The sequence below is a fragment of the Sulfitobacter sp. KMM 9851 genome (assembly GCF_057178245.1).
This window is the reverse complement of record NZ_CM169991.1, coordinates 1,468,530-1,488,915: the sequence shown is the minus strand read 5'-3', so window position 1 is coordinate 1,488,915 and position 20,386 is coordinate 1,468,530. Positions and strand designations below refer to the sequence as shown.

The window sequence follows — 20,386 nt, the reverse complement described above, 5'->3', positions numbered from 1 at the left end:
AAAGTGGGCAAATAGGTCTTTCATTTCGCCAATAGGTATTATATAGGTATTGCATGAGCACTTCACCGGAAACCCTAGTTATCGGCGTGGATGGCGGCGGCACCGGCTGCCGGATTACGCTTGGCACGCAGGCAGCAGGCATATTGGCCGAAGCCTCAGGCGGGCGCGCAAATGCACGCACCGATTTGGCCGATACCGTCCGCAACATCACCACAGCAATCGAGGCAGCAGCGCAAAAGGCGGGCAAGCCCGTTTCGGCGCTGCACGGCGCGCAGGTGCATCTGGGCCTGGCAGGGATCGTGACCCCGGCAGACGCCGCCGCCCTGTCTGCCGCCCTGCCCTATCAGAACTGCACCGTGACCGACGACCGCGCCACCGCGATCACCGGCGCGCTCGATGGCGCTGACGGATACCTTGTTGCCATCGGCACCGGCACGATCATCGCGACCAGTCAGGATGGCAATCTGCGCTTTGTCAGCGGGCGCGGGTTCCAACTGTCCGATCATGGCTCCGGCGCCTGGCTGGGTCGCGCTGCGCTTGACTGGACGCTGCAATGCCATGACGGCATGATGCCGTTTTCGACCATGACGCGGGCGCTGTTGATGCAATTCCAGAATGACCCCAGCGAAATGGTCCGCTTCAGCGCCACGGCACAGCCAGGCGATTACGCCAGCTTTGTCCCCGATGTGCTGCGCGCCGCAACCGATGGCGATGAACTGGGTTGCGCGCTGATGGCACAGGGGTCCGATTTCATCGCGCGTGGTTTGCACGCATTGGGGTTCCGCCCCGGCGATCTGCTGTGCCTCTCGGGGGGCGTGGGTCCGCACTATGCACCCTTTCTGCCCGATGCTCTCACCAGCAATGTTCAACCGCCAAAACACAGTGCTGCACAGGGGGCGTTTCAGATGGCCCTGCGCGCGCTTGGAACCGAGGTACGGCCATGAACGTCGCAGACTTTCTCGCCCCGGCCGTATGGCTTCAACCCGACGGCGGACCGCGCTATGTGCAACTGCGCCAACGCCTGACCGATGGCATCGCGCAGGGCATCTTGAAAACCGGGTCTTCCCTGCCGCCTGAACGTGAAATCGCAGCAATCACGGGGCTGTCGCGCGTGACCGTGCGCAAGGCGATCCAGTCGCTGGCCGAAGAAGGCATCATCGTCCAGAAACAAGGGTCTGGATCATTTGTCGCCAGCACCGCACCGCGCATAGAACAATCCCTGTCGCGGCTGACATCTTTTACCGAAGACATGTCGAACCGGGGCATGGTGTCGAGCAGCCGCTGGTTGGAACGCGGCGTCTTTATGCCCGCCGAGGCGGAGGTCGAAGCGCTTGGCCTTGCCCCTGATGCGTCCGTCTCGCGCATCGCGCGGCTGCGCACCGCCGACGACAAACCAATGGCGATTGAACGCGCCTCGCTGCCCGTCGATATCCTGCCCAACCCGCTGCTGGTGGAAACCTCGCTCTATGCCATTCTGGATGAGGCCGGCCTGCGCCCGGTGCGCGCCCTGCAAAAAATATCCGCGATCAATCTGGGCGAAGACGATGCCCGCCTGCTTGAGGTGGCCCAGGGTGATGCAGGGCTGCGGATCGAACGGACATCGTACCTTGCCGATGGTCGGGTGGCAGAATTCACCCAATCCATCTATCGCGGCGACGCCTATAACTTCGTCGCCGAACTTTCGCTGCTCAAGGAACAGGACGTGACATGACCCCTTCCGAAACCCAGATGCGCCGCGAAGTGCTAGAAATCCCCGACGCGGTCGACAGGCTGCTGACCAGCCAGCACGCCGCCGTCATCCGCGCCGCCGCCGCCCTGCGCGATCGCGATCCAGCCTATATGATCAGCGTCGCGCGCGGATCGTCGGATCATGTGGCAACCTACCTGAAATATGTGTCGGAACTGCTGACCGGCACGCCCATCGCCTCTGTCGGGCCGTCGATTGCGTCGGTCTACAAGCGCAAGCTGAACCTCGCAGGCAGTGCCTGCCTGTCGGTGTCACAGTCAGGCAAAAGCCCCGATATCGTCGAGATGGCGCGCATGGCGCAGGCGGGCGGCGCGCTGTCGATTGCCATGACCAACACGCCTGGATCCCCACTGGCCGAGGTGGCCGATCACACGCTTTACCTCGACGCCGGGGATGAATTGAGCGTGGCGGCGACCAAGACCTTTGTGAACTCTGCCGTGGTGGGCGTCTGGCTTTTGGCGGAATGGGCCGATGATGATGACCTGCGCCGTGCCATTCGCGCCTTGCCTGGGCAATTGGAACAGGCCGTGGCGCAGGATTGGCCGCAGGCACGCGCAGCTTTGGGCGACCGTGAGTCGATCTTTTGTCTGGGGCGCGGGCCTGCTTATGCCATATCAAATGAGGCAGCGCTGAAATTCAAGGAAACCTGCCAAATCCACGCCGAATCCTATTCCTCGGCCGAGGTGTTGCACGGCCCGGTGTCAATTGTGGATGCAGGTTTTCCGGTGATCGCGCTGGCCTCTGCCGACGCGGCAGAAGCGGCACTGGCCGGGGTGGCGGATGACATCGCGACCAAGGGTGCGGCGGTCTTTGCCACCACGGGCAAGGTGCAGACCGCAAACCGGCTTGAGACTGTGCGCACCGATCACCCGCTGACCGATCCAATTGCCCTGATTGCCAGTTTCTATGCCATGGTCGAACGTGTCGCCACCGCCCGTGGCATCAACCCTGACGCCCCTCGGCACCTGAAAAAGGTCACCGAAACCATATGACCCAGCAGGCCCCCAAAGCCCTGACCGATGCCGCCATTCACGACGGCACTACCCTGCACGCCGATGCCGCCCTGCTGCTGCCCGGTGATGGCACGGCGCAGATCATACCCGTTGCAGACCTGCCCGGCGGTGTGGCGCAGCAGGCGCTTGCGGGGGGGATCATCGCACCGGGATTTGTCGATCTGCAACTGAACGGCGGCGGCGGGGTGATGTTCAACGATGACCAATCGGTAGACACCCTTCGCCGCATGGCCGAAGCGCACGCGCGTATCGGCACTGCCGCCCTGATGCCGACTCTGATCACCGACACGCCGGCCCATAGTCGCGCCGCGATTGCCGCAGTGGAACAGGCAATTGCGGCGCGGGTGCCGGGCATTATCGGCATCCACCTGGAGGGGCCGCATCTGTCGGTGTCGCGCAAGGGGGCGCATAGCGCCGATCTGATCCGCCCATTGGACGACGATGACCTCACTCTTTATCTCGATGCCGCGCAACGGCTGCCGCATGTGATGCTGACGCTGGCCCCCGAAAACGCCACGCCTGCGCAGATCAAGGTATTGGCGCAGGCCGGGGTGATCGTGTCGCTGGGACATACCAATGCCAGCTATGACATCTGCATGGCCAGTTTCGACGCCGGGGCGCGCTGTGTCACGCATCTGTTCAACGCGATGAGCCAGATGGGCAACCGTGCGCCGGGGCTGGTGGGTGCCGCCTTGCATCACGGCGGCGTGCATTGCGGGTTGATCGCCGATGGCATCCATGTGCACCCCGCCAGCATGGCCACCGCCTTTGCCGCAGAACAGGGCAATCCGCGCATCTTTCTGGTGACCGACGCCATGGCCACCGCGGGGTCCGACATCTCACACTTTACCCTCAACGGCCGCGAGGTGCAGCGCCGGGATGCCCGCCTGACGCTTGCCGACGGCACGCTGGCCGGCGCCGATCTTGAGCTGGCCGGGGCGATTGGGTATCTTGTCCGTGACCTGGGCCATGCCCCCCAAAGCGCCGTGGCGCGGGCCACCAGCCTGCCAGCGGCGGTGCTTGGGGACAACAGCGGCTGGGGCCGGTTTTCGGGCCGTGTGGATGGAATGATTCATATTGACGCGACGTGCAGCGGCGTCGTGCCGCTCTCAGCGCTCTAGCAACTGCCGCCGCGACAGACGACATCCGAGACTAAGGTGCTGTTGCTCCCCCTTCACGCGCCAAACCCGCGGCCCCGCCGACTTGTATGGGGCGCTCGGCGGTATTCTGATACTGCCGCGGCGCGACGCCATGGGTTTTCCTGAACTCCCGGTGAAAATGGGCGGCGTCCGAAAACCCCGCATCTGCCGCGATCTGCGCAATGGTGTCGGTGGTGTGGGTTAATCTCCACAAGGCATAGCTCAACCGCATGGCACGGAAATAGCGTGCAGGCGACTGGCCAAGGGCGCGGTTAAAACGTCGGTCCAACTGGCGCGCGCTCAGGCCCACTTGGGTGGCCAGCACGTCAATCTGGGTCGGCGTGTTGATCTTTTGCTCCATGAGGGCGACACAGCGGCGCACCGCCTCGTCCTTCACATGCTGGATATTCTGCGAAAAATGCGCTTGGGGAAAGGTCGCTGCCCGTTGCCCCTGCAACATCATGTGACGGATCGCCTGCTGCGCATAGACACTGCCGCAGTGACGGTCGATCAGATGCAAGGCCAGATCGGAGGCCCCGGTCGATCCAGCACAGGTGATGCGCGCACCTGCGTCCAGGAAAATACGATCGGTCAATGCGTCAATCTGCGGAAACTGGTCGTGAAACTCGTCCACGACGTTCCAATGCACGCAGGCAGGATATCCCTGCATCAACCCCGCGCGCGCAATGTTGAACGTGCCGGTACACAGGCCAATCAACGGCACACTGGCCCCGGCTGCCTTGGACAGGTAGCTGTCCAGCCACGCCGGTTGCGACCGCGTGCGATACCCGTTCCCGCCACAGACCGCGATATAGTCCATTTCGGACGGGCTGATCAGAGGTGCCGTCGGCGCGACGGTCAGACCACAACTCGCCGTGATCTTGCCTTCGCCCATGACTTCCCAGCCACAGGCGACCTGTCGGCTGCGGCCCCCGTGATCGGCAGCAAGCCGGATCGCCTCTACAAATCCCGAAAACGCGTTGAGGGTGAAACTGTCCAGCAGCACGAATCCAACCCGAAGCTTTTGTTGATTGCGGCGCACGTGAAGTCCCTATTGCTACATCGGCGTGATCAGATAAGCAGATTTTCAAACGGATATGTCTGAAATATCCACCTATGCGTCTGAACCATTCTATAACGGCGGTCCATAGCTGTCTAACGTCAATGTCAGTCCCGCGTATACGACGGGATGCAGATAGGGAGATGAATAATGAATCGCAGAACTTTAGTCGCGCTGGCCTTGGCAACATCGGTCAGCGCATTGGCCACCGCACCAGTGCTGGCCCAAGATGCAACATTCCGCGTCAACGTGCCGGGAAACGAAGACGGTATCGCATATCGCTCGGTTGAACACTTCTCCGATGTGTTGTCCGAAAAAACCCAAGGCGCGCTTGACGTAAAACTGTTCCACTCCAGCGCGCTTGGCGATCAGGAAAGCTCGATCGAGGCCATGCAATCATCGATTCTGGACATGGCAACGATCGAAACACCGATCACAGCGGTCGCTCCTGTGCTGGGCGCAACCGCGCTGCCGTATATCTTTTCAAGCCGCGAACACGTCAAGGCCGCGATGGACGGCGAAGCGGGAGAGATGATCGAAGCCCTTCTTGCCGAAAAGGGTCTGCGCGTCGTCGGGTTTCTCGAAGGCGGGTTTCGCCAGATCACGAACAATGTACGCCCCGTGGTGACACCCCAAGACCTGAAGGGCATCAAGATCCGCACACCCGGCAGCGCCCTGCGCATCGCCATCTTTAACCATTACGGTGCCAATGCCTCCCCCCTGCCGTTCAGTGAACTCTATTCAGCACTGCAAACCGGCGTGTTTGACGGGCAGGAAAACCCGGTCATCTGGGCACAAAGCACCAAATTTTACGAAGTGCAGAAATACCTGTCGCTGACCAACCACCTTTACACGGTGACATATCTGCTGATGGCCGAGGACAAATTCCAGGCCCTGACCGATGCGCAGAAACAAGCAGTGCTTGAGGCGGGCGAAGCGGCTGAACTGCGCTCTGTCGAACTGGGGATCAAGGCGGATGCCGAAATCGTCGACTATCTGATCGAAGAAGGTATGGAAGTTAACAAGGCCGACATTGCTGCGTTCACTGCCAAATCCGGCCAGATCTGGACAGACTGGGCGGCAGAGCAAGGCCCAGAGGCGCAACAGCTGATCGACCTTATCCGCGACGCGGACAAGTAAACCCAGGCCCCGAGGAGATAGCCATGATCAACCGGATACTCGAAGCGATCATCGCGGCCTTGCTGCTCGCAGCCGTGAGCGTCGCATTTCTGGCAGTGATATACCGCTATCTCCTCGATAATGCCCTAAGTTGGAGCTTTGAGGTGTCGCTGGCCCTGCTCACCTACATTACATTTCTGGGCAGCTATCTGGCGCTGCGGCGCGGGGCGCATCTGAAAGTGGATGTATTTGTGCGCTACCTGCCAAACTGGGCGCAGGGTGTATTGTTCCTGTTCAACCAGGTGCTGATCGGCGGCGTCGGCGCGATCATGGCATGGTACGGCGGTCGGCAGGTCGTGCGCTTTGCCGAACAGACAACCAACGTATTGGAAATATCAAGCGCGTGGCTCTATGCCGCCATCCCGCTGGCCGGCGCGCTGATCTGCGTTGATGCTGTGGTGCAGTTTGCGCGCAGCCTGCCGCGTATCCGGCAGGGTATCGACCCCGACAGCCGCAGCGACACCAATTCTGCCCCCTTCGATCTTTGACCACAGGATAAGACACATATGGAACTGCTTTTGATCCTCTGCATCCTCCTGGGGTTGATCGGGATAGGACTGCCCATCGCCTTTGCGCTGGTCTGCATCGCCATCGGCATCTTCTGGATGGGCGACGTCGACCAACTGATCGTCGCCCAACGGCTGTACCGCGGCGTTCAAAGCTTCCCGTTGCTCGCCGTGCCACTGTTCATTTTGGCAGGCCAGATCATGAGCCGCAGCGGGATCTCCGGCCATCTGATCGAATTTGCCAAAACCCTCGTGGGGCAGATGCGCGGCGGTCTGGCGGCGGTGAACGTCGTCACGTCCATGTTCTTTGCCGGGATGAGCGGCACATCCATGTCCGACACGGCAGCGGTCGGCGGCATGATTATCGACCCGATGATCAAACGTGGCTACAGCCGCCCCTTTACCGCCGCCGTCACCGCTGCGTCCTCGACCATCGGCATCATCATCCCGCCCAGTGTTCCGATGGTTATCCTGGGCGCCTACCTCGGCATCTCCACCGGTGCGCTGTTTGCCGCAGGGCTTATGGCCGGTCTGCTGCTGGGTGTCGCGCTGATCATCGTCGCTTGGATCATCTCGGTGCGCGAAGGCTACCCTGTCGAGGCACCGTTCAGTGGCAAACGCATGGTTTTTGCCTTTGGCAAGGCGCTGCCCGCGTTGCTGATGCCCGCGATCATTCTGGGCGGCATCCTGGGCGGTGTGTTTACCCCCACCGAAGCCTCCGCCGTGGCCGTGGTTTACGGCATCTGCGTCGGGATGTTCTATTACCGCACGCTGAAAATTCGCGTCCTCTATCAGACCTTCTGCGAGGCGGCGGTCCTGTCGGGTGCCGTGATGCTGGTGACAGCCACCGCGCATGTCATGGGCTTTGCCTTTACCTTTGAGCAACTGGCTGACAGCATCCTCGCCCCTCTGGCGCAGATGGAAATGTCGCCCACCATGTTCCTGATCATGCTCAGCGCGATCATGATTATCGCAGGCACCTTTCTGGACGGGATCGCGATGATCTTTATCATCGTGCCGCTGTTCATCCCCGCGGTCAAACTGCTGGGCATCGACCCCATCCACTTTGGCATGGTCGTGGTGCTGTGCTGGGGGATCGGGCAACAGACGCCGCCGGTGGGTGCCGCCCTTTTCATCACCAGCGTGATTGCCAAGGTGGATATTCTCTCGCTGACCCGCGCCAATCTGCCCTTCATCGCGGTGATGTTCCTTGTTCTCGGTGCTGTGATCGCCTTTCCCGATCAACTGGTCCTGCTGATCCCGCGCGCCCTCGGACTCTGACAATTTTTCCAATCCTAAAGAAAACCTACAGGAGGACTCTGTCCAATGATGACCAACAACCGTTTCGTCGATGTGATCTACACTCACACCGATGGTGAACCCACCTGCATCATCCATGGCGGCATTCCCTACCCGCATGGGCTGAGCGTGACTGAAAAGCGCCAGTTCATCCGCGATAACTATGATTTTGTCCGCACCGCCCTGCTGCGCGAACCGCGCGGCCATCACGATATGGTCGGCGTTTTTGTCACGCCCCCCTCCAGCCCGGATTACGACGCCGGGATGCTGTGGTGCGACGGGGACGACTTCATGGAAATGTGCGGCCATGGCACGATCGCGCTGTCGATGGCACTGGTGTCACACGGGCTTGTCCACGATGCCGGCGGCGACGTGACCAAGATCCGCTTTGAAACACCCGCAGGCGACGTGACATCAGAAGTCGGCCGCGAGAACGGGCAGATTGCCTGGACCAAATTCCAGAACGTGCCCGCCTTTGTGCTGGAACAGGACGTGCCCATCACCCTGCCCGGCTACGGTGACCTGACGGCCGACATTACCTTTGGCGGCAACTTTTTCGCCGTGGTGAAATGGCCGGACAACGCGCGCCCGATCGGCCCCCAGAACGGCAAGCTGTTGTCGGAAATGGGTGTGTTGGTCAAAGACCAGATCAACGCCAAAATGAGAATCCAGCACCCCACCGAAAAGCACATTCAGGGCCTGAATTTCACAACATTCTGGCAGGAACCCGATCACGCTGACAGCCTGTACCGTAACGTCCACGTGTTCAGTGACGGTAAACTGGATCGCTCACCAGGCGGCACCGGGACGTCGATGATGATGGCGATGTTCGAAGCACGCGGAAAAATGAAAATCGGCGAAACCATCAAGTCCGAGGGCCTGCTTGGCCAGGGCCGCTTTGAAGGTCAACTGCTGGGCGAGACGATGCTGGGCAGCCAACGCGCCGTGATCCCCACGGTAAAAGGCACCGCCAAAGTTGTCGGCTACGCCAAATGGCTGATTGATGAAACCGATCCGGTTGGTCGCGGGTTCACCATCACCTAAGCATCTGGCTTTGAAACGGACCAGCGCAGCAGGGGTTTCTCTTGTTGCGCTGCCCCCCCCCTAGGCCCACTGTATCCAGAAACTGCGACGGACCTGCACTGCCCGTGTGCCGCGATGCACACCATAGTGACTTCGGTGCTGGCAAACCGTACCCTCATCCTTCGCAACCGCAACGAACAGGGACACAATCACGGTGAACACGCGTTTTTTGGAAACCTTCGTTACGGTCGCAAATCTGGGCAGCTTTCGTGCCGCCGCCCAGCAGTTGAATGTCAGCCAGGCAACGGTTTCCAGCCGCATCTCATCCCTGGAAACGGAACTGCGGGTCGATCTGTTTGACCGCGAATTTCATGCCACCCGGATCACCGTCGCCGGCGCGCTGATACTCGACAAGGCGCAGGATATCCTGACCACCGAACGCAAACTGCGCGAAACCCTGTCTGATCCAACGACGGCCGTCGGGCGTGTTCGTCTGGGGCTGGTGTCGTCCGTGGTCCACACATGGCTGTGTGATCTGATCGAGGAAGTTGCGCGCTGCTATCCCCGGCTTGAGCTGGAACTGACGGTCGAACCCACGCCAAACATCGCCGCCGCCTTTGAACGCGGGGCGCTGGACATGCTGCTGACAACCGACGAACGGCATGATGAAACCTGCGTCTGCGCAGACCTTCCACCGCTGGCAATGGGTTGGTTCGGACCCGAAGGGATGCGCGACGAATCGTTGTCGCTGTCCGATGTGGTCAGCAGCCCGCTGATCACATTTACCCGCAATTCCCGCCCCCACGCCAATGTCCTTGCGCTGTTCAGTGAACGCGGGCTGCGACCCTCAATCGTGCATTGCATCACCTCAATGGCCGCGATCGCCAGATTGACAAGGCGCGGCCTGGGCATTGCGACACTGCCACTGGCCTGCGATCTGGCTGGGCCGGGCCTGTACGAGCTTGATGTAGCTGCAAAATTACCTGCTCTGCCGCTGTACTGCGTCTGGCGGCGCAGCTCAGACGCGGCCACCTACAAGGCCATTGCCGAACTGGCACGCGCCTGCGCAAAGCGTCACCAGAAACTGACGTGATCCCTGCGCCGCGTGGCATGATCGGAAAACCCGATCACCCCCCCATGAATAATCCCGTTTGTGGATATCCCGCATCTGCCCGAGGTTGCCGCTAACAGCAATCGACAGAGCCTTACCGCGCTTTGACGGCGGCGGGACATGCCCGCCACGTGCCGGCAGAGTTCTGTCCAAAGATCGGGATGCCGAATGACCAAGATACGTAACACAGATCAGGCGCAGCTCTTTGTCTGGAGCGACATCGACCCTGATCACGAGGCCGATTTCAACCAGTGGTACGATCGTGAACATATGGAAGAACGCGTGCGCATCCCCGGTTTCACCGGCGCACGACGCTACCGTTCTGTGTCAGGTTCTGCCCGCCGCTACCTCGCGCTGTACCGGGCCAGCAGCCTGGCCGATTTCACATCGGCGGCCTATCAAAAGGCCTTTACCAAACAGACCCAGTGGTCGGTCACAAATTTTGGCCGCATGTCCAACACCCGTCGCCGCGTCATGCATGTCGCACAGGAAGGCGGGTTTGGCTGGGGCAGCGCGCTTGTTCTGATTGAACTGAAACCTGGTGCCCTTGAAAATGACGCCGTCGGCAAGGTGCTCAGCACCCTGTTGGACAAAGACGGCGTCCTGCGTGTGCACCACATGATCCCGGATGAAACCCTCTCCACACCCCTGCCCTCCGAGGACACCCAAGGCCGCGTTCTGGCCCCCTGCATCGCCGTGGACGTATCGTCCGAACCGATCGCAGAGGCCACGCTGCGCCAGTTGACCGAAGAGTTGGGCAGCGCCGTGCGCGAGGCCGAGACCTTCCGCCTGATGTGGGCGCTGGACGAACACGATCTGCCCGCATTGGAAGACTAAAACCAACCACCCTGTCTTGCGAGTTCCGCAAGACGGGGACAACAAGCGACCCAACAAGGAGATACCTGACATGAAGACTTTTCTTATCGGAACTGCCATCGCCGCGCTGACCGCCGGCCTTGCCCACGCCGAAACCTGGAAGATGTCCGCCGACGCCCCGGACGGCAACTACTTGACCAAAAACATCCGTGAGTTCGCCCAAGATGTGGCCCGTTTGTCGGACGGCGCGCTGGAAATCGACGTGGTGTCGAACTCAGTCCTGCTGAAACGCCCCGATCTCAAGCGCGGCGTCCAGCGTGGCATCGTTCCGATTGGCGAAGTGCTGATTTCCGCACTTGGCAACGAAGATGCAGTCTATTCTGCCGACGCGGTGCCGCTTCTGGCCACCAACTTTGACGAGGCACGCAAGCTATGGGAAGCGTCGCGCCCGATCTACGAGGAAAAGCTGGCCGCAGACGGGCTTGTTCTGCTCTACGCCGCACCTTGGCCGCCACAGGGCATCTACATGAATCAAGAAGTGACCGATGCCACATCGTTCAATGGCGTCAAATTCCGCGCCTATAACCCGTCCACGGCCCGTCTGGCCGAACTGCTGGGCGCCGTGCCTGCCACCATCGCCACAGCCGAAATCAGCCAGGCGTTTTCGACAGGTGTGATCAACGGCATGATCACCTCACCCTCGACCGGCGTTGACAGCCAGGCGTGGGATTTCGTCTCGCACTACTATGATGTTCAGGCCTTCCTGCCCAAAAACATGGTGATCGTGAACAAATCCGCCTACGACGGCCTGTCCCCCGAGGTCCAGACAGCCCTGCAAGAGGCCGCCGAACTGGCTGAAACACGCGGCTTTGAGATGGCCGAAACCGCCACCGGCGAAGCGACCGCAACGATGGCTGAAAACGGCATGAAGGTGCTGCCGACGCCCGAAGGCCTTGTAACCGACTTTGACACCATCGCCGCGACAATGCGGGCCGAATGGCTGGAACAGGCCGGCAACGAAGGTCAGATAATCGTCGACGCGATGAAGTGATCCAGACAGGCCCGGGGTACGTGATGCCCCGGGCCGTTTTGCAAACTGGCCGGGATGCGCGCACCCCGGCCGCCGTCCTGTTTTGGAGCCCGCCATCATGTTGTTGACACGCTATATATTTAACTTTTGCGGAGCTTTGGCCGCGCTTTCCCTGTTGGGGATTGCGGTGCTGATCCTGTCGCAAATCGGTCTGCGCTTGATGGGCAGTCAGATCCCCTCGGCTGACGATTTTGCCGCCTGGGGTCTAAGCGCTTCGATCTTCCTCGCGCTGCCCGCCACCTTGGTGCGCGGCGACCATATTCGCGTCACCTCCCTGCGGCAGTTGATGCCTGTGGGGCTGGGCCACGCCGCCGATGTCATGTCGGCACTCTTTGCCACCGCATTGATGGGGTGGGTTGCCTGGGCGATCTTTGGCTATGTCGCCGAAAGCTGGACCTACAACGAAGTCAGCCAAGGCGTGGTGGCAGTGCCGCTTTGGATACCGCAGTCGGCGATGGTGCTCGGATCGGTGCTGTTTGCACTGGCCTTTGCCGAACGCAGCCTGCGCCTGATCCTCAGCCTGCCGGTCGAACTTGACGACACCCAAGAACAGGCACGCGGAGAATAACCATGGATATCATTACACAATCTGCCGTGCTGGTCTTTACACTGCTGGTGCTTTTGGGGCTCGGCGTCTGGGTTGGCGTCGCGCTGATGGCCTCGGGCGTCGTGATCTTTATGCTGTTCACCTCAACCCCGGTGGATGCCATTCTGGGCACCACCATGTGGGTCAATTCGGCCAGTTGGACACTAACCGCGCTGCCGCTCTTCATCTGGATGGGCGAAATCCTGTACCGCACCCGTCTGGCCGAAGACCTGTTTTCCGGGCTGGCGCCTTGGGTTGGCCGCCTGCCGGGTGGCCTGGCGCATGTAAATGTCGTCGGCTGCGGGATCTTTGCCGCCGTTTCAGGCTCTTCGGCCGCGACAACGGCGACCGTGGGGCGCATCTCACTGCCCGAACTAAAGGCGCGCGGCTACGCTGATCGTCTGGCGATCGGGTCACTGGCCGGGTCGGGGACATTGGGCCTGCTGATCCCGCCGTCCATCGTGATGATCGTCTACGGCGTCGCGGCCCAGGTTTCGGTCAACCGCCTGTTCATTGCGGGTGTGGTGCCGGGGCTGATGCTGATGGCGCTGTTTTCAGGCTATATCGCGCTGTGGTCCAAACTGAACCCGGACGGCGTGCCTGCCCCCGAACCGCGCGTTTCCGTGGGCGAACGCCTGCGCCGCCTGCGCATGTTGCTGCCCGTGGTCGGGCTGATCATCGGGGTGATCGGGTCAATCTACGCCGGTGTCGCCACCGCAACCGAAGCTGCCGCCATCGGTGTCGCAGGCGCGCTGATCATCGCAGCCTTCGGCAGATCACTCAGCATCGAAACCTTCATCGATTCCCTTCTGGGCGCCACCCGCACCTCTGCCATGATCGGGCTGATCCTGCTGGGGGCCGCATTCCTGACCTCAGCAATGAGCTTTTCCGGCCTGCCCGGCCAATTGGCCGAAATCATTTCGGCAAGCGGGCTTAGCGCAAACGGGCTGATCGCCGTGCTGACCGTGTTCTTCGTGCTGCTGGGCTGTTTCCTTGACGGGATCTCGATCGTGGTGCTGACGACGTCGGTCGTCATGCCCGCCGTGGCCGCCGTGGGTATTGATCCGGTCTGGTTCGGCATCTACCTGATCATCGTGGTGGAAATGGCGCAGATCACGCCGCCACTGGGGTTTAATCTGTTTGTGATCCAGAACTTGACCGGCAAGTCGATCTTCGAGATTACCCGCATGGTCGTCCCATATTTCCTGATCCTTGTGCTTGCCGTTGTCTTGCTGACCGCCTTTCCCGGCATCGCAACCTGGCTTGTACAGAAAACCCTATGAAGGTTGAGAACATGAACACCACCCCCCAATCCCTGCTCGACGCCGCCCGCGCCGAGGCCGCAGCGCCCGACTTCACCCAGGTCTTTGATGACCCGGTCCAAGGCGAAGGCTGTTTGTCCGGGCTGAACGTCGCGGTCAAGGATCTGTTTGATGTACGCGGCTATGCCACCCGCGCTGGCACCGTCGTGCGCAAGGACACATCCCCCGCCCCCCAAGATGCCGTGGCAGTCGCCCGCCTGCGCAACGCCGGGGCGGGGCTGATCGGTCACGCCAACATGACCGAATTTGCCTATTCCGGCCTTGGGTTGAACCCACATTACGGCACCCCGCTGACCCCGCTGCGCGCGGGCTGTATCGCGGGCGGGTCGACCTCGGGTGGGGCCTCTGCCGTGGCGCGTGGCGTCGCCGATATCGCGCTGGGAACAGACACTGGCGGTTCCGTCCGTATCCCGGCGGCGTTTTGCGGTCTGTTCGGGTTCAAACCGACGGCACACACCATTCCGCGCGACGGGGCTGTGGCGCTGTCGCACTCCCTCGACAGCGTGGGCGTTCTGACCCGCGAGGCTGGCCTGCTGCGCCCGGCATTGAATGTGCTGCGTGACACCGCCCTGCCCGATACCGCCATGCCCCGCGCGGTCATCGTGCCAGAAAACTTTGGCATGGACGAGTTGGACGCAGAGGTGGCCGAGGCGTTCGAGGCGGGCCTGAGCGCCCTCGCGGCCGCTGGTGTGGCGGTGCGGCGGCTTTCGCTCGATATCTTTGATCGCTACCGCGCCCTGCCGGTCTGGCAGTTCTCGGCGGTGGAATCGCGCGCGCATCACGGCGCCCACTTCGACACGGCACGCGAGGCGCTGGACCCGCGCGTCGCATCGCGCATGGCGCGCGCCGATGGTGTTGCAGCCACCGACTATGCCCGCACATTGGTCGCCCGCGAGGCACTGATCGCGCAGGCCGCGCACCTGTTTGGCGACACGCCTCTGGCACTGCCCAGCGTGGCCATCATGCCGCCCAAGCTCGACGCGCTGAGCGACGATGCCACCTATGACCGCATCAACCTGCTGGCGCTGCGAAACACCAGTTTCGGCAATGTGATTGACGGCTGTTCGGTGAGCATTCCGCTGACGCAATATCCGGGCGCAGGCCTGATGCTGACCGCCGCAGGTGGCGCCGACGCGATGCTGCTGAACATGGCCGAAACACTGCACGGCGTGCTGTGATCGCATCCGCCACGCCCCCCAATCGCCCCAGCGCTTACGTGGCGCTGGGGCCGCAGCGCTACCGTGTGCAGCATGTTACTGATGCGGCTTTGTCCGGCATCACAGATGTGGCTGTGCAGAGCGACAGGATCGTGGCCCTCAGACGGCATGCACCCGATCTGGTCACGCTGACCCTCGACGGTACAGTCCTGACCCAAGCCGCGCCCTTGCCGCAATTTGTCTGCGGTCATGGGCTGCGCAGCCTCGGCACTGATCGGCTGGCCGCCACGGATATGGATGGGCACAAGATCGTGCTGCTTGATGGCGCCCTGCAAGAGGTCGCGCGCCTGGACTGTGGCGAAAGGCCCGGCCTTGGACGCCCGTTCAACCACCCATGCGACTGTGTGCAGGGACCGGATGGCCGATATTACATCGCCGACGGCTATGGCAACAGCGCCGTGCATATTTTCGACGCCGACCTGCGCCACCTCGACAGCTTCGGCTACCCCGGTGCCGGACCCGGCGCATTTTCAACGCCGCACAGCATCGTGTTCGACACCCAAGGCAGGCTCTGCGTGGCAGACCGGGAAAACAACCGTGTTCAGCTATTTGACGGCGACGGCACCTGGCTGGCCCAGATCGACGGGCTGCACAAACCGATGGCGGTGGCCGTGACGCCCGATGGCACGTTTCTTGTCACCGATCAGACCCCACGCCTGTCGGCATATGCCCCGAACGGCGCTTTGGTCGGTCGTTGCCGCACATTTTCGACCTACGGACATGGCTTGGCGGTGCAGCCTGACGGGACCATCGTCATCGCCGACATGAACCCCGACCGCGTGACACTTCTGATCCCGGTGGCCCCCGCTGCATGAAAACCCTTTGCCCGGCAGCAAAGCTGGGCGCAGCCTGCACAGGCACCTGAGAGCAGCCTTGTTCTTCCTCAGGGTCGCGCCGACCCACCTCCTCATCCCACAAAAAAAACGGAGCGCCAAAGCGCTCCGCTAGTTTCGCCGTTCAGGCTCAGTATGTTAACCGCTCGGTAATATTTTGCCTGCGGCCTGAACGTCGTCAGGGGGCGAGCGCACCCGCCCCGTGTACGTCGTCCCGGCCAACGACCGGGGCGACGAGGTGGCGGCAGTCGTTCCACTTGGGAACGATGAGAGCCACCCCGGTAACTTGTGGAGCGCAATAACCAGCGCCCCCCCGTATCTCGTCGGGCGGGCCTTGCGGCCCTGCCCTACACGCCCCTTCCCGGCACGCGATCCCCTCAGCTACACCCAGATGTCCCACCACAGGTGTTGCACTTCATACAGGTGCCGTTGCGCACCAGCGTGTAGTTGCCACATTCGCCGCAGGCCTCGCCCTCATAGCCCTGCATCTTGGCCTTGGTGCGGGCGTCCAGCCCAACCGCGCCGGACGACACTGCCGTGGTGGACGCCATTGCCACCGCGACACCGCCACTGGCCGACACATCAGGCACCAGCGTTTCCAATGCCGCACTCGCACTGCGCATCTGGCCACCCTGCAACACCACCAGTTCCTGCGGCAAACGGTTACGCAGATACCCGGTCGAGCTGATCTGGCGCAGCACTTCCAGCGAATTGCTGGCGGCCCGTTCGCTCAACTCGGTCACATTGGCGACGTTCTCTTCTTCGCCCTTGCCCAGATCATCAAATGTGGCCCCTTCGGGTTTCACATGCGCCAGATCGGTCCGGTCGAGGTAAGACACTGCCAATTCGCGGAAGATGTAATCCAGGATCGAGGTCGCCTGCTTGATGCTGTCGTTGCCCTGCACCATGCCGGCAGGCTCGAACTTGGTAAAGGTAAAGGCGTCAACGAACTCTTCCAGCGGCACACCGTATTGCAGACCCACCGACACGGCGATGGCAAAGTTGTTCATCATGGCGCGGAAACCCGCACCTTCCTTGTGCATGTCGATGAAAATCTCACCCAGCTTGCCGTCTTCGTATTCGCCCGTGCGCAGATAGACCTTATGCCCGCCGACATTCGCCTTTTGGGTATAGCCCTTGCGGCGCTGTGGCATCTTTTCGCGGTGCGACTTGATGATCTCCTTGACGATGATCTTTTCCACGATCTTTTCGGCCAGAACCTTGGCCTTTTCATGCGGATTGCCGCTTTCCAGCGTCTCGGCTGCTTCCTCGTCGTCCTCGACCAGCGACGCTGCCAGTGGCTGGCTCAGCTTCGACCCATCGCGGTACAGCGCGTTGGCCTTGATGCCCAACGACCAGCTTAGCTCATAGGCTTTCAGACAATCTTCGATGGTCGCGTCATTGGCCATGTTGATGGTCTTGGAAATCGCCCCCGAAATGAACGACTGTGCCGCGGCCATCATGGTGATGTGGCTGTTAACCCCAAGGAACCGCTTGCCTTTTTTGCCACATGGATTGGCGCAATCAAAGATGCTGTAGTGCTCTTCGCGCAGGTGCGGCGCGCCTTCCAGGGTCATCGTACCGCAGACGTGATCGTTGGCGGCCTCGATGTCCTTGCGCGAAAATCCCAGGGATTTCAGCAGATCAAAGGTCGGATCGTTCAGCTTTTCCGTAGGGATGCCCAAGACCTGCGTGCAGAACTCTTCGCCCAGCGTCCACTGGTTGAACACGAACCGGATATCAAACGCCTGCTTGAGCGCGGCATCGACCTTGGCCAGCTCATTGGCGCCAAAACCGTGCCCCATCAGTGTGGTGTGGTTGATCCCCGGCGCGTTGCCGATGGTGCCGTGACCGACCGCATAGCCGACAATCTCTTCGATCTGGGCCGAACCATAGCCCAGCTTTTCCAGCGCCGCAGGCACGGATTGGTTGATGATCTTGAAATAACCACCGCCCGCCAGCTTCTTGAACTTCACCAGCGCAAAGTCAGGCTCGATACCCGTGGTGTCACAATCCATTACCAGACCGATGGTGCCCGTAGGCGCAATCACCGATGTCTGCGCGTTGCGATAGCCGTGCGTTTCGCCCAGCTTCAGCGCCTCATCCCAGCATGACATCGCCACATCGACCAGACCGGGCTGCGGACAGTTGCCGTGATCCAGTGCGACGGGTTTCACCGACAGCGCCTCATAGCCACCTGTGTTGCCATAAGCGGCATTGCGGTGGTTGCGGATGACACGCAGCATATGGGCGCTGTTTTTCTTGTAGCCGGGGAATGGCCCCAGCTCACCCGCCATTTCGGCAGAGGTGGCATAGGCCACACCGGTCATGATCGCAGTCAGCGCACCACAAAGCGCGCGGCCCTCGTCACTGTCATAGGAATAGCCCATGTTCATCAGCAACCCGCCGATGTTTGCATAGCCCAGACCCAGCGTGCGGAAATCATACGACCGCTGCGCGATTTCCTTGGACGGGAACTGTGCCATCATCACGCTGATTTCCAGTGTCACGGTCCACAAACGCGAGGCGTGCATGTAGTCTTCGACCATGAATTCGCCGTCCTGCAAGAACGTCAGCAGGTTCATCGATGCGAGGTTACAGGCGGTGTCATCCAGGAACATATATTCCGAACAAGGGTTTGACCCCCGGATCGCGCCGTCTTCTGGGCAGGTGTGCCAGTCGTTCACGGTGTCGTGGTACTGGATGCCCGGATCGGCACAGGCCCATGCGGCGTGACCGACTTGATCCCACAGATCACGGGCGCGGATGGTCTTGGACACGCGCCCCGTCGTGCGGTCCAACAATTCCCAATCGGCGTCTTTTTCAACAGCCGTCAGAAACGCATTGGTGACGCGGATCGAGTTGTTGGAGTTCTGGCCCGATACCGAATTATAAGCTTCGGAATCCCAGTCGGTATCATAGGTCGGAAATTCGATGCTGGTGTGGCCCTGCTTGGCATAATCCAACACGCGCTTGACATAAGTCTCTGGGATCGCGACCTTTTTGGCCTCGCGGATCGCCTGTTTCAGCTGGTCGTTTTTGGCTGGGTCATAGGCATCTTCTTCCAGCCCATCCCAGGCGGCAATTGCCTTGAAGATCAGGTTCAGCTTTTGCTCGTGCATTTTAGAGCCTGCGACGATCGACGCCACTTTCTGCTCTTCCAGCACCTTCCAGTTGATGAATTCCTGAATATCGGGGTGGTCGGCATCGACGATCACCATCTTGGCCGCGCGGCGCGTCGTGCCACCCGATTTAATCGCGCCCGCTGCGCGGTCACCAATTTTCAAGAACCCCATCAGGCCGGATGATTTGCCGCCACCCGACAGGCTTTCGCCGGCTGCGCGCAGGCTGGAAAAGTTGGTGCCCGTACCCGAGCCGTACTTGAACAGACGCGCCTCACGCACCCACAGGTCCATGATACCGCCGTCACCCACCAGATCATCAGCAACCGACTGAATGAAACAGGCGTGCGGCTGTGGGTGCTCGTACGAGGATTTGGAGCGCGTCAGCTTGCCGGTCTTGTGATCCACATAGTAATGCCCCTGCGCCGGGCCGTCGATGCCGTAGGCCCAGTGCAGACCGGTGTTGAACCACTGCGGGCTGTTGGGCGCGGATCGTTGGCTGGCCAACATGTGACGCATTTCGTCGTAATAGGATTTGGCGTCGGCTTCGGTGGTGAAATAGCCACCTTTCCAACCCCAATAGGCCCAGGCACCGGCCAGACGGTCAAACACCTGCTTGGAAGACGTCTCGCCGCCCATGGTGGCGCCTTCGGCAGGGACCGAACGCCACAGGAACTCCGGCACGTCCTTTTCCTTGACCTTCTTCACCGCTGACGGCACGCCCGCCTTGCGGAAATACTTCTGTGCAATCACGTCGCTGGCGACTTGGCTCCAGCTTTTGGGCACTTCAACATTGTCGAGTTTGAACACAACCGATCCGTCAGGGTTGCGGATTTCCGACACCGTTGTGATGAAATCCAGATCCGCATAGGCATCCTGCCCGGCTTTGGTAAATTTACGTTCAATTTTCATTGTCGCTGCCTCATATCCAGCAATTTCAAACTCGAAGCCGTTCCTGTCATTGCAGGCCGCCTCCACCAAATTCTCGTCACCGTGCAAGGCGCAGAAACACCGCTCATCGACCTTGCAAATGCCCGGTGATGACCAAAATACGGAACGAATTATGTCGTTTGCCTGTCTCTGCACCGCGATGCGCCTTTCGAGCGTTAACCACTACATCTTGTGGCGTCATCGTCGGTCCATACAAACTGACGTATCCGACCCTATTTGGTCAACGCTTTTTTTACGCTTTTTTCTCATTCTTGCGGTTGACCACGTCCCTCATCTTTGGGTCCGTCAGACGCCAACCGATTCAGCCCCACGATATCCCCAAAGATACCCGCAGGGGTGGCATTGCTCCCGGTTCGGAATAATCAAACGATG

At 60.9% G+C, this 20,386-nt stretch carries 17 protein-coding genes; 15 read left to right on the top strand and 2 right to left on the bottom strand.

The window, feature by feature from the left end:
* Positions 1 to 53 precede the first annotated feature (53 nt).
* From AC1965_RS07245 to nagA, 4 genes are read left to right on the top strand one after another with little or no spacing between them, the layout of a single operon-like run.
* A complete protein-coding gene (locus AC1965_RS07245; protein WP_483886612.1) occupies positions 54 to 944 on the top strand; it encodes a glucosamine kinase nucleotide-binding domain-containing protein in 891 nt (296 codons plus the stop codon).
* Positions 941 to 1,711, top strand: a complete 771-nt coding sequence (locus AC1965_RS07240; RefSeq protein WP_483886611.1) for a GntR family transcriptional regulator — start codon at positions 941 to 943, stop codon at positions 1,709 to 1,711. Before AC1965_RS07245 ends, AC1965_RS07240 begins: the two co-directional genes overlap by 4 nt.
* On the top strand, positions 1,708 to 2,739 hold the full coding sequence (locus AC1965_RS07235; protein WP_483886610.1) for an SIS domain-containing protein: 1,032 nt from the start codon (positions 1,708 to 1,710) through the stop codon (positions 2,737 to 2,739). Before AC1965_RS07240 ends, AC1965_RS07235 begins: the two co-directional genes overlap by 4 nt.
* Positions 2,736 to 3,881 carry an N-acetylglucosamine-6-phosphate deacetylase gene (gene nagA / locus AC1965_RS07230; RefSeq protein ID WP_483886609.1) on the top strand — a complete coding sequence of 382 codons (1,146 nt, stop codon included), beginning with the start codon at positions 2,736 to 2,738 and terminating at the stop codon, positions 3,879 to 3,881. Before AC1965_RS07235 ends, nagA begins: the two co-directional genes overlap by 4 nt.
* A gap of 31 nt (positions 3,882 to 3,912) precedes the next feature.
* Here nagA and AC1965_RS07225 read toward each other — a convergent pair whose 3' ends face one another.
* Positions 3,913 to 4,941 (bottom strand): GlxA family transcriptional regulator, encoded by a 1,029-nt coding sequence (locus AC1965_RS07225; protein WP_483886608.1) that lies wholly within the window; start codon positions 4,939 to 4,941, stop codon positions 3,913 to 3,915.
* A 168-nt stretch (positions 4,942 to 5,109) separates the two neighbouring features.
* Here AC1965_RS07225 and AC1965_RS07220 point away from each other — a divergent pair, with 168 nt between their 5' ends.
* From AC1965_RS07220 to AC1965_RS07170, 11 genes are all read left to right on the top strand, one after another.
* Positions 5,110 to 6,099: a TRAP transporter substrate-binding protein gene (locus AC1965_RS07220; RefSeq protein WP_483886607.1), complete on the top strand. Its 990-nt coding sequence runs from the start codon at positions 5,110 to 5,112 to the stop codon at positions 6,097 to 6,099.
* A gap of 23 nt (positions 6,100 to 6,122) precedes the next feature.
* On the top strand, positions 6,123 to 6,626 hold the full coding sequence (locus AC1965_RS07215) for a TRAP transporter small permease (RefSeq protein ID WP_483886606.1): 504 nt from the start codon (positions 6,123 to 6,125) through the stop codon (positions 6,624 to 6,626).
* Between the two features lie 18 nt (positions 6,627 to 6,644).
* Positions 6,645 to 7,925: a TRAP transporter large permease gene (locus AC1965_RS07210; RefSeq protein WP_483886605.1), complete on the top strand. Its 1,281-nt coding sequence runs from the start codon at positions 6,645 to 6,647 to the stop codon at positions 7,923 to 7,925.
* A 45-nt stretch (positions 7,926 to 7,970) separates the two neighbouring features.
* Positions 7,971 to 8,987: a proline racemase family protein gene (locus tag AC1965_RS07205; protein WP_483886604.1), complete on the top strand. Its 1,017-nt coding sequence runs from the start codon at positions 7,971 to 7,973 to the stop codon at positions 8,985 to 8,987.
* Positions 8,988 to 9,180: 193 nt separating this feature from the next.
* Positions 9,181 to 10,059 (top strand): LysR family transcriptional regulator, encoded by an 879-nt coding sequence (locus tag AC1965_RS07200; protein ID WP_483886603.1) that lies wholly within the window; start codon positions 9,181 to 9,183, stop codon positions 10,057 to 10,059.
* Positions 10,060 to 10,245: 186 nt separating this feature from the next.
* Entirely contained in the window at positions 10,246 to 10,914 is a 669-nt protein-coding gene (locus AC1965_RS07195; protein WP_483886602.1) for a hypothetical protein, read from the top strand.
* A gap of 70 nt (positions 10,915 to 10,984) precedes the next feature.
* Complete coding sequence (locus AC1965_RS07190) at positions 10,985 to 11,944, top strand: TRAP transporter substrate-binding protein (RefSeq protein WP_483886601.1); 960 nt, start codon at positions 10,985 to 10,987, stop codon at positions 11,942 to 11,944.
* A 136-nt stretch (positions 11,945 to 12,080) separates the two neighbouring features.
* Positions 12,081 to 12,551: a TRAP transporter small permease gene (locus AC1965_RS07185; RefSeq protein ID WP_483886600.1), complete on the top strand. Its 471-nt coding sequence runs from the start codon at positions 12,081 to 12,083 to the stop codon at positions 12,549 to 12,551.
* Between the two features lie 2 nt (positions 12,552 to 12,553).
* Entirely contained in the window at positions 12,554 to 13,852 is a 1,299-nt protein-coding gene (locus AC1965_RS07180) for a TRAP transporter large permease (protein ID WP_483886599.1), read from the top strand.
* Between the two features lie 11 nt (positions 13,853 to 13,863).
* Positions 13,864 to 15,069, top strand: a complete 1,206-nt coding sequence (locus tag AC1965_RS07175; protein ID WP_483886598.1) for an amidase family protein — start codon at positions 13,864 to 13,866, stop codon at positions 15,067 to 15,069.
* Positions 15,066 to 15,923, top strand: a complete 858-nt coding sequence (locus AC1965_RS07170) for an NHL repeat-containing protein (protein ID WP_483886597.1) — start codon at positions 15,066 to 15,068, stop codon at positions 15,921 to 15,923. Before AC1965_RS07175 ends, AC1965_RS07170 begins: the two co-directional genes overlap by 4 nt.
* A gap of 395 nt (positions 15,924 to 16,318) precedes the next feature.
* On the opposite strand, the gene AC1965_RS07165 is transcribed toward AC1965_RS07170, so the two are convergent.
* Positions 16,319 to 19,975, bottom strand: coding sequence for a vitamin B12-dependent ribonucleotide reductase (locus tag AC1965_RS07165; RefSeq protein ID WP_483886596.1), 3,657 nt, complete (start codon positions 19,973 to 19,975; stop codon positions 16,319 to 16,321).
* Positions 19,976 to 20,386: the final 411 nt, after the last annotated feature.